Here is an 11,937-nt window from a genome sequence, read left to right on the forward strand (position 1 = left end):
GGGGCATATCCATTGCGACTCAGAGATTCTAGTTTTTGCCTCTGTTCGGTATTCAGTAACACTTTATCTCTACGACCTTTCCCCATTAGCTTACCCCATTTTGTACCAACTTTATTGCACTATTTTAGCCTTGCCATGCCACTACGATTCTAAAATCTCGCTACATATCAATCTCCGCGTTCCTGCGTCATCAGCAGCGATCTTTTCATCATCTGAATCATTGAATGGGAAAATAAGAGGAAGCAATGCTCACCTCGAACTTGCTGGACTATTTGCCCAAAACAGATAAACAGCGAATTTCCCACTCTCATATTTATGACTTCTACCGTTTCTTCTAAAACTCGGAAGTTACCAACCCAAGCGATAGGGGCGAAGATTTTTCACTCTTGTAATATCATCAGCCTATTTTTGATGCTTACCAGTGGGCTACAAATTTATAATGCCAACCCAGTTTTTGGTGGACGTGCAGGTTTACACATTCCTCCCATATTTACATTAGGAGGTTGGCTTGCAGGAGGAAGACACTGGCATTTTGCAGCAATGTGGCTATTCTCGCTGAATCTATTGTGGTATGGAATTTATATTTTAGTCACTCGACGTTGGCGACATCGGTTTGTAGGTGCTAATGACATTAAAGCATTGCAAAAAAGCCAAAATTCCAAGCGTTTAATTTATGCTTGGCATCGCATTCTCTATACATCCATTATTCCTATTTTGCTGCTGGCTTTGCTGACAGGCATAGGTATGTATAAACCTGCTCAATTTCCCTGGATTGTAGATATGTTTGGCAGTTGGCAAGCACTGCGAATTGTTCACTTTGCCTCAATACCAATGGTTATTGTATTTGTAATAATTCACTCTACTTTAGGGCGCAAAGCTGGAGGTTCTGAACTAACAGAATCAATGTTTTGGTAGATAAATATGGAAATTGGGGATAAAGAATTCAACATTACTAACTCCTGTACAGACGCGATTAATCGCGTCTCTAACTAAATATGGATTTCATCCACGTGCATCAACATAATAAATTACAACGTCGGCAATTTATCAAAGTTGCTGGCTTGTCTGGTATAAGTTTTCTTTTAGGTGGCTGTGGTACGCCAGCATTTGAAGATTTAGTAGGAAAACTTTCTGAACCACTAAATCAGAAGTTTGAGAACTTAATTTTTAATTCTCAAAAGCCTGTGTCAGAATTTTCACTCAGTGAAATTGAACCAAAAGCATTGATAGTTAATACCTTTAGAGATACTCCCATTATTGACACAGAAAAATATCGTTTAATTGTGGATGGTGAGGTTAACAATCCGTTGAGCTTGAGTATGGCAGAAATTCAAGCTTTGCCTCAAACTTCTATGATTATACGCCATGTTTGTGTGGAAGGTTGGGCTGCGATCGTGCAATGGGGTGGTATCCGTCTGCGAGAAATTGTTGCTCTTGCTCAACCTAAAGCTAATGTTCAGTATGCTTATTTTAAATCAGCAGATGGCTACTACGAAAGTTGGGATCTAGCTTCAGTTTTACATCCCCAAACTTTGTTAGCTTATCAGAAAAATGGTCAACCTTTGCCAGTTGATAATGGCGCACCTTTGCGTTTAGCTTCACCTATTAAACTTGGCTATAAGCAGAGTAAGTGGGTGACTAAAATTTCTCTTGTGAGTTATTTACCTCCTTTTAAAGGATATTGGGAAGATCGAGGCTATGAATGGTTTGCAGGACTTTAGAAAGTTAGAAATAGAGACACAACGCGCTGGCTCATTAATCGCGTCTGTCTAAGCTTTTAATACTTGTGTTAATCCTTTATTTAATTTAAAAAAGATGACTTTTTTTGATAAGTTACAGAATAATATATTGCAAAATGACACCTTACTTTTTGTAGGACTCGATCCGAATCAAGAGATGATGCCTGCTCGCTATGAATCTGAAGATGTCATTACTGGCTTATGGAATTGGTTGCAATTCATTATTACTGAAACAGCCGATTTTGTCTGTGCTTATAAACCAACACTGGGCTTTTATGAAGCATTGGGTGTTCCAGGGTTAGAACTACTGCACAAAACTTTAGCAGCTGTACCCAAACATATCCCAATTATTTTAGATGCTAAACACAGTGACTTAAACACAAGTACAATTTTTGCTCGTACTGTGTTTACGCAATGGCAAGTCGATGCAATTACTCTTAGTCCCTACACCGGACAAGACCATGTAGTACCGTTTTTAATTTATCCTGATAAAGCGGTGTTTATTTTGTGTTGTACTTCTAATCCAGGAGCAGAAACTTTACAGCGCTATCCTACAAATGAATCTCCTCTTTATTTGCAAGTAGTAAAGGAATCAAAAACCTGGGGAACTCCAGAACAATTGGGGTTAGAAGTTGGGACTACAAATCCTGAGCTTTTGGCTCTTATTCGGGCTGTCGCTCCTGAAAGAGTTATTATGGCACGTAGCATCTGGGCGCAGGACAGTAAATTGAATCAAATATTAGAAGCAGGTTTGAATACTAATGGTGATGGTTTGCTGATTCCAGTGCCGCTAGAGATGTTAACCACCTCAAAGTTATCTGAAGAAATTCAGTCTTTAAGGTCAGAAATTAATCAAGTAAGAACTGAAATTATTCGTGATGCTTCTACCTGTTCTGTGTGGTTGCCTGATGTTTGCTTTTTAAATCAGCACCCTCACCATGATTTAATTTTGCAACTTTATGATGTTGGTTGCATTATGTTTGGTGACTTTGTCCAAGCATCAGGAGCCGTTTTTCCCTATTACATCGACTTACGTAAAATTATTTCTAATCCCCAAGTTTTTAATCAAGTCCTCAGTGCTTATGAGGAAATTTTGAAAAACCTACATTTTGATAGATTAGCAGGTATTCCTTACGGTTCTTTACCAACTGCTACCGGTTTGGCTTTACGTCTTCAATGTCCGATGATTTTCCCTCGTAAAGAGGTAAAAGCACACGGAACTCGCAGGGTAATTGAGGGTAATTTCATTCCAGGTGAAACGGTGGCGGTAGTTGATGATATTCTAATTAGCGGTAAAAGTGTGATGGAAGGAGCGGAAAAAATAAAATCAGCGGGATTAAATGTTAACGATATTGTGGTATTGATTGACCACGAAGAAGGCGTACAAGATAGGTTAATAGAAAATGGCTATCGAGGTCACGCAGTTTTCACTATTTCGGAAATCACAAATACTCTGTATCAAGCAGGACGAATCAATGAAGAGCAATTTTTAGCTTTTGCAGAAGGTTAGAAGAGAATATTTAATTGGGTAGATTTACCTTAAAGGTAGCCTATAAGAACAAAATTTTTATGGGTAAGTTTTGTATATGTAATTCCTTTGTTTTTGAATTCAGCAATCTTAAAGATGGTTTTTTGTATTAATTATGAAGATTTCACTCGAACAATTACTGAAATGGTTAATTGTCACATTGATATTTCCTTTAGTTTTTCTCAATGGTTGGTTAGTATTTCGCTTTTTTCAATATTTTCAACCGTTAGTAACAATTTTTGTCTTAGCAACTTTGCTAGCATTTATATTAAACTATCCTGTTTCGCTTCTTGAAAAACGAGGAGTTCGACGGAAATATGGGGTAGCATTAGTTTTTATTTTGGCTTTAGTGATTTTCGTTATTTTAGGAATTACGTTATTTCCTATTGTTTTAGAACAATTTCATGAAGTGGCTAATTTACTTCCTCAATGGATTGATTCTAGCCAAGAAGAACTACAAAGTTTTAATAATTTAGTTATTCACCGAAATTTAAAAATTAATTTGGGTGAAATATTAACACGAATAACTGATAAATTACCCGAAGAATTAGAGTATTTATCAGATAAGCTTTTAAGTATTATTATAGATACAATTGATAGTATTTCAGAAGCAATAATTACAGTAGTGTTAACTTTTTACCTGTTGTTAGATGGGCCAAGGCTTTGGGAAGTTATATTTAAAAAATTGCCTTTAAGTTTTACTAAACAGGTAAGCCAGTCTATTCAGCAAAACTTTCAAAATTACTTGATTGGTCAGGGAACTTTGGCTTTGTTAATGGGAGTTTCACAAACATTACTATTTTTAATTTTTCAAGTTCAGTTTGGGTTACTTTTTGGTTTTAGTATTGGAATTTTGAGTTTAATTCCCTTTGGTGATGTTGCAGGTCTAATTTTAATAACTTTAATAATAGCGTCACATAATTTTTGGCTAGCTGTAAAAGTGTTGGCGGTAGCTGTGATTATAGACCAGTTAATCGATCAAGCGATCGCACCTCGTCTTTTGGGTAGTTTGACAGGACTTAGACCATTATGGGTAATAGTTTCTTTGCTGGTAGGAACCTATATCAGCGGGGTGTTAGGATTGGTGATTGCTGTACCTTTAGCTGGTTTTATCAAGGATGCAGTAACTGGTTTTTCTGCTTCCGATTATTCTGAGGATGCTGTTGAGGGTAAAGAAGTACCAGAGATGTTAACGAATGAGTCAACGTCTGGATAACGAACCGCCCTTCGCGCAGCGTCTTGCAGAGAAAACGCAGAGAACGTCAAGAAGAGAAAGAAAGAATTTTAGGAATTATCACGCAGTTTGTGAACATTTGCTTCCCAATTTGCCCCATCAAAGGGCACAATCTCAAAATTTGCGATCGCATCTCCATCTAAACACCGCACATTCACATCAATACAGTCGGGATGGCTGCGGGGAATATAAAAAGGATGCATCCCGCAAGTGCGACAAAATTTATGCTGGGCAATTCCTGTGTTAAATCTGTAGGTTGTTAAATCATCTTCACCTTGCAGCAAAGTGAATTGCGATCGCGACACAATTAAATGTAAAAAACCCTTTTTTCTACAAATTGAACAGTTGCAATCATCAGCTTTGTACTTGCTAACTGCCACTCGAAAGCGCACTGCACCACAATGACATTCGCCTTCGTAAGTGACTTGTTTATTAATATTTTCGGTCATATTAATTTACTAGAAAAAGGAAGTATGGAAGATAATTTTAGTATGAAATTTGTTTTCTAGTAAATATGTAAAATATCTATTTAAATAGAATCAACGTGGCTCAAGTTTAGATACGCGTTCTTCTAATTTGTTGACTTGTTGTTTCAATTCAACCACTAAGGTTGCTAGCCGATCAAACATTCTATCTCTCTCTGATGGCGATAAGTTCCGTCTGGAACTAGCTGATGGGGGGGTGAGTGTTGTTCTTGGAGATGGAGACTGACGATTACCAAGTTGAGACTCTATCTGGTTTAACCGCGACTCTACACGATTCAAGTCTGCTTCTAGATTATTGATGCGAGATTCTACTTGCTGTGATGAGGCTTTGTTTGATAATACTCCCATCCAAATAATCATTACTAAAATCCCAGCAAACAATATTCTCCGAAACATTTTTTTACTCCTTTAGGGAGATAAGAAGAATTTATTGTTTTCTTCATACTCCCTGTCTCCTTAGATACTGATACTACATTTATCGATCGGGTTTTAAGTTAGAAAATAGCTTCTGCCAATCGCTGGAGTTAATGCTATTTTCTCCCTCTTTCACCTCAAACGTGACGTTACACGCTATTTGTTGTTGTAGCGCTTGCACGCAAAGTTCTGCTACATCCTCACGGCTGATTTTTCCCCTAATATTATCACCTTGCTCAAATATTAATTCTTTGCGCCCTGGTTCTTCTGTTAAGGCACAAGGTCTAACAATTGTGTAGGGAATTCCGCTTTCTCTTAAACTATCTTCTCCCCTTAATTTCCAAGTTAAAATACCACCCAATTGGTCATTTAATCTAACTGCGGGTGGTTCTTCTTCTAAATTAATGCCTGGGCGACCAGGACGAGTTACTCCTGCAGAACTGACAAGGACAAACTGTGGAAAAGTTTTCCCACCATAAGCTTTGATTGATTCCACTTGTAAAGTAAAACCACCAGGAGAAAATTTCGGATTTAAATCGCCATCGTATTCAAACTTACTCAACATGAGTTGAAATGATGCAACTCTGCTAGAGTCAATTGGCGCGCCATCTTTAACAGTTTTCGCCCGAAATACAGGAGTTAAATCGGTAAAGGGGATGCAAACATCTATCCATGTATCGGCTATTGTGTCAAAAGAATAGCTGTAACCAACACCATCCCATGCTGTATCTGTCCGCAAGAAGAATTTGTAACGCTGACCGTCACCTTTGACGCGCAATTTTACACCTTCGTAACCAGATAAGTTGAAGGGTGGATTAAAATTTTTAGTTCTAACTGAAGCAAATCCGCCAGAGTTAGCAGTGGAAACATTACCAGCAAAAAAAGCTGCATTTTCTACTAACTGAATATTACTAGCACTCACGCCACCCATGACAACATCATCAACTGCACCCCAGATATGCTTTAATTCTGCTGATGGGTTTGTAAAGTCAAATATCAGTTTTTCATCTGCTTGGGGGAAATATTTGGCTACGGCTTGTACCAAGTTTTTGACACCTTGATATTCCACATTTTCTGGAGTGTCGCCGACAATTTCTGGTTGGTAAAATTTAACGCCTTGATAATATTTCGCTCTGTCTGCTGTGTCTCCTTCTACTGGTTGTACGCGCACTGCTGTGCAACAAACTACAGCTTGGATGTTAGCTAAAACTACAGAAGTTAAAGTTTCAGGTTTTGTGATATCAGCAACTACTAAGTCAACTTCATCACCGAGAATCGATCTGGCTTTGTCGATATCTCGTACAAGCGCCCGAACTTTGTAACCCCGTTCTAGCAGTCGCCGCACCACTCGTTTACCGACACCACCAGTCGCACCTGCTACTAGTATTACACCCACGTTTCTTCCTCCATTGGGTTGAGCTTGATTATCCTTGGGACTACCTTGGATTAACTGTTGTACCCAGTTAAGGAAAGGAATAACCTCGAAGTAGGTCAGAGTTTCGATAAATCTGCCCAAGTTCCATTGAGAACGATTTTTGTCAGTCACAATTGCGTCCCGATCGATCTGTTATACCTATCCCTATTGTATTGGGAATATAGGGTTTTTATCTTTGGTTATTTCTATTTCGCAAGGTTATATTTTCAAAGGTGTAAAAAACAGTAGGCAACGTTAGCAGAATTAAATTAAATTGTGTAAGTTCTTTATTATACCAACGCTTTTGAGACAATAAAATAGAACCGCAAATAAGAAAAACGGCAATTAATATAATATCTTGCCGACGGAAGCTTTGTGGACGTACCCAAGGTAAAGTACATAAAAGCAAAGCAATAACTATTAAAATAATACCTATCAAGTTGAGCGGATTATTAAACATATGATTTTGATTTTTAATTAAAAAGTTTTTAATTTTATTTATTTACTAATAGTTCGTAAACGAATAGTTTCAGCTAGCGAGAATATTCCTGCTCCTGCCAATAAAAATTGAGTTATTGGTATTTCTTGAGTTTGATAAGATTGAAATTCTTGAAATAACAGCAGAATACCACATAAACAAAAAATCACAGCAAAAATGGCATCGTAAGTTCGTCCTATATTGGGATACCAAGAACGTAGTAAAAATAAACCAGTGCCAAAAGCTGCTAGACCAACGCCCAGTAAAATAATCCAAGTTGCTGCTTTAAAGAAGAACAATCCTACCGCACCAATAAAAGGGATAAATCTCAGCACAGACAAAGTTTTGTTTAACAAAGCTGGTGATGGAATTGCAGATGATGTTCTGGGGTAGTCTGTAGCTTGAGAAGAGAATGTTGATGATAGCTGCTGGGATGTCACAGCAGGAACAAATGGCTGAGTTGGGGCGAAAGGACTTAGCAATTCTCTAAGATCCTGTAGTACTTCTGTGGCAGACTGATAGCGATCGCGATAGTGATAATGCACCATCTTTTGTATAACAGCCGCTAGTTTGGGGGAAACCTGCCCTTCGTTTTGCCAAATAATCTCGCCTGTTGCGGGATTTTCTGGTAATTGCGCTGGAAATAACCCCGTTAACGCTTGGATAGCAATTATTCCTACTGCATAAATATCGCTGTTATGACGTGGTTTACCTTGTGCCTGTTCTGCTGGCATGTAACCAGGAGTCCCAATAGCAACGGTAGCAGCTATTTCGCTGGCAGATGCAGCCATTGGCGTTTGTATTTGTTTAACTGCGCCAAAGTCAATTAAAACTAACTTGCCATCTTCTCGTCTAATTAAGTTGTCAGGTTTGATATCACGATGAATTACGCCGTAGCTATGAACAAATGTCAAAATTCCTAAAACATCTTGTAGCATCTGAATGACTTGGCTTTCATTCCAAAATTCATTAGGTCGCAATTCTCTACTGAGTGGATACCCGACAATCAACTCTTGCACCAAGTAAAATTCTTGATTTTGTTCAAAGTAAGCTAAAAGACGGGGAATTTGGTCATGGTTGCCCAACTGTTCGAGAATTTCTGCTTCACTATTAAATAAGCGTCTGGCAACTTGCAAGTAATAAGGGTCGGAATTCGCAGGTTTCAGCAGCTTGAGAACACACTGAGGATTACCCGGTCGGCGTGTGTCTTCTGCAATGTATGTTTCGCCAAATCCTCCAGCACTCAAAACTTGGATAACTTTATAACGCCCATCTAATAGCTTTCCTAGCATAGTGTAAGTGACGCAAGTGTTTTATACATACTTGTAAATTTTATCCCCTACTTACTGCCAAATTAAAATAATCGGCGATCGCACCGCCATTTTTCGCAAAAGCTAAATTCCCAATTTCCAAATGACTATGTCTGGCAACAAGAAGCAAAGCTTCTACGCACTTATGGTAATGGGTTTGATTTGGGCGATCGCTAGTTGAATATCAATCGAACTGAGAAATCTGGCAAAAAATTACAGTTCTCAAGGTAGACAAAGTTTATTTATAATTACGTTAACCTTGACCCACAGTTGTTTATCTCTTTAGCGACCCAAGAATGGATTTTACAATTTTGTTAGTATTATGGGTAGCTTTTACTTGTTGAGTTAAGAGTTGACCTCACTTACTATCCGCTATAATAATAAAACTCTAAAAATTTTAGAGATAAAACTTATCAGCAACTCTAGCCGTACAAAAGGAATACATCGGTGATGTAAAAGCTGTATAGCTTTTTGAGATGATATTACAAAAAGTATTAACTTATCTTTATCCCAGCAATTCTTTCATTTTTATTTTTTATTATAAATTTTGAACCATCAACTTCAATAACTTCATAATTTTCAGTTATAAATATAGAACGGATACTGACTATCATATCTGCAAGATATAGTTTAGATAATATGAGTAACTGGAAATTGAAAACTGATTTAGGAACATTTTTAAGAATTAAACATAATCTTCTGTCATTTACATGCCATACACCAGTAAATTTATTACCTACGATCAATTCGCTAGGTTTATATAAAAGGAATGTTTGAATTCTAGTTTGCTCATAAGTCATATCATCTTTAAATTCAATAGAATTTTTTTCCCAATTTGTATTAAAACGCCATTTTCCAAAAAGTAGAATTTCTATTTCTGTATCAGAAAGATTCATGTTATTCATTAATTTCTATTTTCCTGTTATCAGATAATATTTGATTAGCTCAGGGGAAAGTTTCATTACAAATTTTTGCACAAGTAAAAAATAAGTGCATCTGCCATACGAGCCAAGATCCGACCCGCCAAGCTCCCATTGATAAGGGTTCCGCAGATGAATTTGACGATATATCAAAAAAATCTTGGTCGTAGTGTAACCATTTGACTGGTAGGTGTCCCATTGGTGTTGTCGAAGATAATTTAAAAGTCAGTTGGTCGTAATTTAACCAGTTTCCCTCCTTACGCCAACCCAAGCGATCGCCAAGTCTTTTTTCTGTTTCATAATCTACTTGTCCACCTATTTCGTTCCAAATACTTTGCTGAACACTAAAGCCAAAATAACCATGACTGTATTGTTGCCAAAGTCGATCGATTTTATGAAAAGCTTGACAAGAAAAATTAAGAATATCTTCTTTGTAAACTTCATTCCAATAGCTCTTACCTATGACTTGTAGCATTAATTTAGCAGTTTCAATATCAGCTTCTTGCCACTTATACTGTGCAAGGAGATTTTGCAGTTTTCCATAATCAATAGTTATATCCCTTTCAAATTCTTGGGTAAATTCAATATGATTATTAAGTGCTTCTTCAAGCTCTGTTTTTTCACTAGAAATTTGAGCATGGCGAGGAATAACATCTAGTTCTACTATCCCTAGCACTTTTTTTTGAGCAACTAGTTGAGTAGACATATAATTAGATATTAAGCAAATCGCTTGATTTACAGTTATCTCATCTTTAGGTAAATTAAAATCATGAACTTGTCCGTCTAATAATTGTACTTGTAAAAAAGCATCTTGCAATCTATCTTTTTTTTCATAACTTGCAACTAATAAGTTGAGCAAATTCTGAGAAGCTGTATTGGTATCTTGTATAGTTAATAAATTTGATTGAGAATTTAAAGTACTACTTGCTAAATTTTGAATCTCTCCTACAGTTGCGTAAAAATCCGCATCTACTTTGACTACCTCATCTATTAAAGACTGAAACGGACTGAAGTAATCTTGCAGAGAGTTTTCCAGATTAATTGCTGTTTCAGCTATTTTTGCTATTTCTTGGCGAATTTTTGTAGCTCTGATTTGATATTCATAAATTTCTTGATACACCTCTATATCTTTAACTATTTGCTGAATAGCTTGCTTTTGATTTTTAGTATCTTCTGCTAAGTCTTTAATACCCTCACTCAGTAATTTTATCTTTTCTAATATTAAAAGATTGGTATTACTTAACAGTAAAATTGATTTTAAGTTTTCTTGTTTTTCCCATTTTAGTTTTTCAATGATTTGAGGATTATTGTAATTTTTTAACTCTAAGTTGTTTCTTTCTTCATTAATTTTTTTGATTTCAATATATTTTTGGTTAAACAGATTTTTCCAGTCATCTATAAATTTTAATAAAAAATCTTGATAACTATCTTTATAATTTTCTAAAAAGTCCAAAATTTGAGTATAATCTCTAATTAATAATTTTACCTCTACTAAAATTTCTCCTTGGCTAATTTCATGTTTTTGTTTGATGATGCCCCAAAAATAAGAATGATATTTAGTACCTTCTTTAATTAATTTTTGGCATTTTCTAATTTTTTTTTGAATTTTTTTTAATTTGGGATTTTTTAAAGTGGGAAATTTATAATTTTTTTCATAAATCTTAATAGATTCATAAGTAACTAGTTGTTTTTCCTTTCTAGCTAGCATCACTGATTCTAAAATATATAAGTAGCTGCTAAACTCTTACGCATTTCAACAGCTTGAGATTTTTATCATCGTATTAGGTGAAGTTATTCTTTTTGAAGCAGACAAAATTACCTTACCATAGCTGTTTTGCATAATTTCCATACCAACACTTTCTCTCTTGATTCAATAAGCTGCATTCCAATTTTTTCTAGCACCCGCTTTGAAGCTATATTGTCGGGATCGCATCCAGCAGTCACGCTTTGCACATTAGGTTGAGATAAAGCCCAATCTATCACAGCTTTCGTAGCTTCAGACGCATACCCCTGTTGTCGATATGAAGGAGCTACGTAATAGCCAATTTCCAAAGAACCAGTAGGTGAAAATGTACTATCTGGGATAACTTTAACCATAACGTAACCAATGAGTTTATTTTCGGCTTTATGAATAATTAAACTTCCCCATCCCCATTCACTTTGGAACGAATATTTGCACAGAATCTCTGCAATGGCTGGCAAGTTATGAATATACTCTTCTTCATACCAGTCGGGTAAAACTGTCACCCCTAAAAATGATGCTAATTCAGCATTTCCTATGATTGCTGCTTTTACAACTTCTAGCGTAAAAGGCACTAAGTATAATCGTGTAGTAACAAGATTTTCCATCCTATGGCATTCCTATTTGATTTACTAGATTGTTACTTAAGCTTTTTTGAAATTTTAAAAAGTACT

General features: G+C 36.3%; 13 protein-coding genes. 5 read left to right on the forward strand and 8 right to left on the reverse strand.

The genetic code is table 11. The features are described from left to right. From RMY31_RS08770 to RMY31_RS08790, 5 genes are all read left to right on the forward strand, one after another. On the forward strand, nucleotides 1-289 hold a 289-nt coding region (locus RMY31_RS08770), incomplete at its 5' end, for a hypothetical protein (RefSeq protein WP_409877800.1). 26 nt (nucleotides 290-315) lie between these two features. Further along, nucleotides 316-915 (forward strand): cytochrome b/b6 domain-containing protein, encoded by a 600-nt coding sequence (locus RMY31_RS08775; protein ID WP_322663257.1) that lies wholly within the window; start codon nucleotides 316-318, stop codon nucleotides 913-915. A gap of 80 nt (nucleotides 916-995) precedes the next feature. After that, on the forward strand, nucleotides 996-1,721 hold the full coding sequence (locus tag RMY31_RS08780) for a molybdopterin-dependent oxidoreductase (RefSeq protein WP_322663255.1): 726 nt from the start codon (nucleotides 996-998) through the stop codon (nucleotides 1,719-1,721). A 94-nt stretch (nucleotides 1,722-1,815) separates the two neighbouring features. Continuing rightward, complete coding sequence (locus RMY31_RS08785; protein ID WP_322663253.1) at nucleotides 1,816-3,249, forward strand: bifunctional orotidine-5'-phosphate decarboxylase/orotate phosphoribosyltransferase; 1,434 nt, start codon at nucleotides 1,816-1,818, stop codon at nucleotides 3,247-3,249. Between the two features lie 133 nt (nucleotides 3,250-3,382). After that, entirely contained in the window at nucleotides 3,383-4,483 is a 1,101-nt protein-coding gene (locus RMY31_RS08790) for an AI-2E family transporter (RefSeq protein ID WP_322663251.1), read from the forward strand. A gap of 68 nt (nucleotides 4,484-4,551) precedes the next feature. Here RMY31_RS08790 and RMY31_RS08795 read toward each other — a convergent pair whose 3' ends face one another. The 8 genes from RMY31_RS08795 to RMY31_RS08830 all read right to left on the reverse strand — a co-directional run bounded on the left by RMY31_RS08795 (nucleotide 4,552) and on the right by RMY31_RS08830 (nucleotide 11,871). Then, nucleotides 4,552-4,950, reverse strand: a complete 399-nt coding sequence (locus RMY31_RS08795) for a GFA family protein (protein WP_322663249.1) — start codon at nucleotides 4,948-4,950, stop codon at nucleotides 4,552-4,554. A 90-nt stretch (nucleotides 4,951-5,040) separates the two neighbouring features. Beyond that, on the reverse strand, nucleotides 5,041-5,382 hold the full coding sequence (locus RMY31_RS08800; protein ID WP_322663247.1) for a hypothetical protein: 342 nt from the start codon (nucleotides 5,380-5,382) through the stop codon (nucleotides 5,041-5,043). Nucleotides 5,383-5,461: 79 nt separating this feature from the next. Next, on the reverse strand, nucleotides 5,462-6,946 hold the full coding sequence (locus RMY31_RS08805) for a CIA30 family protein (RefSeq protein ID WP_322663245.1): 1,485 nt from the start codon (nucleotides 6,944-6,946) through the stop codon (nucleotides 5,462-5,464). Between the two features lie 58 nt (nucleotides 6,947-7,004). Then, nucleotides 7,005-7,274, reverse strand: a complete 270-nt coding sequence (locus RMY31_RS08810) for a Ycf66 family protein (RefSeq protein ID WP_322663243.1) — start codon at nucleotides 7,272-7,274, stop codon at nucleotides 7,005-7,007. A gap of 38 nt (nucleotides 7,275-7,312) precedes the next feature. Next, nucleotides 7,313-8,584 (reverse strand): protein kinase domain-containing protein, encoded by a 1,272-nt coding sequence (locus RMY31_RS08815; protein ID WP_322663242.1) that lies wholly within the window; start codon nucleotides 8,582-8,584, stop codon nucleotides 7,313-7,315. A 512-nt stretch (nucleotides 8,585-9,096) separates the two neighbouring features. Then, nucleotides 9,097-9,498 (reverse strand): hypothetical protein, encoded by a 402-nt coding sequence (locus tag RMY31_RS08820; RefSeq protein ID WP_409877801.1) that lies wholly within the window; start codon nucleotides 9,496-9,498, stop codon nucleotides 9,097-9,099. Nucleotides 9,499-9,547: 49 nt separating this feature from the next. Beyond that, a complete protein-coding gene (locus RMY31_RS08825; RefSeq protein WP_322663238.1) occupies nucleotides 9,548-11,230 on the reverse strand; it encodes a GUN4 domain-containing protein in 1,683 nt (560 codons plus the stop codon). A 107-nt stretch (nucleotides 11,231-11,337) separates the two neighbouring features. After that, nucleotides 11,338-11,871 carry a GNAT family N-acetyltransferase gene (locus RMY31_RS08830; protein ID WP_322663236.1) on the reverse strand — a complete coding sequence of 178 codons (534 nt, stop codon included), beginning with the start codon at nucleotides 11,869-11,871 and terminating at the stop codon, nucleotides 11,338-11,340. Between the last annotated feature and the right edge of the window lie 66 nt (nucleotides 11,872-11,937).

Source organism: Dendronalium sp. ChiSLP03b (genome assembly GCF_034531165.2).
GTDB lineage: Bacteria > Cyanobacteriota > Cyanobacteriia > Cyanobacteriales > Nostocaceae > Dendronalium > Dendronalium minutum.

Bases quoted from the DNA above. Each gene is read 5' to 3' on its own strand.
- RMY31_RS08810 (WP_322663243.1), bottom strand. From the start codon at position 7,274: ATGTTTAATAATCCGCTCAACTTGATAGGTATTATTTTAATAGTTATT.
- RMY31_RS08815 (WP_322663242.1), bottom strand. From the start codon at position 8,584: ATGCTAGGAAAGCTATTAGATGGGCGTTATAAAGTTATCCAAGTTTTG.
- RMY31_RS08825 (WP_322663238.1), bottom strand. From the start codon at position 11,230: ATGCTAGCTAGAAAGGAAAAACAACTAGTTACTTATGAATCTATTAAG.
- RMY31_RS08820 (WP_409877801.1), bottom strand. From the start codon at position 9,498: ATGAATCTTTCTGATACAGAAATAGAAATTCTACTTTTTGGAAAATGG.
- RMY31_RS08785 (WP_322663253.1), top strand. From the start codon at position 1,816: ATGACTTTTTTTGATAAGTTACAGAATAATATATTGCAAAATGACACC.
- RMY31_RS08795 (WP_322663249.1), bottom strand. From the start codon at position 4,950: ATGACCGAAAATATTAATAAACAAGTCACTTACGAAGGCGAATGTCAT.
- RMY31_RS08800 (WP_322663247.1), bottom strand. From the start codon at position 5,382: ATGTTTCGGAGAATATTGTTTGCTGGGATTTTAGTAATGATTATTTGG.
- RMY31_RS08775 (WP_322663257.1), top strand. From the start codon at position 316: ATGACTTCTACCGTTTCTTCTAAAACTCGGAAGTTACCAACCCAAGCG.
- RMY31_RS08830 (WP_322663236.1), bottom strand. From the start codon at position 11,871: ATGGAAAATCTTGTTACTACACGATTATACTTAGTGCCTTTTACGCTA.
- RMY31_RS08790 (WP_322663251.1), top strand. From the start codon at position 3,383: ATGAAGATTTCACTCGAACAATTACTGAAATGGTTAATTGTCACATTG.
- RMY31_RS08780 (WP_322663255.1), top strand. From the start codon at position 996: ATGGATTTCATCCACGTGCATCAACATAATAAATTACAACGTCGGCAA.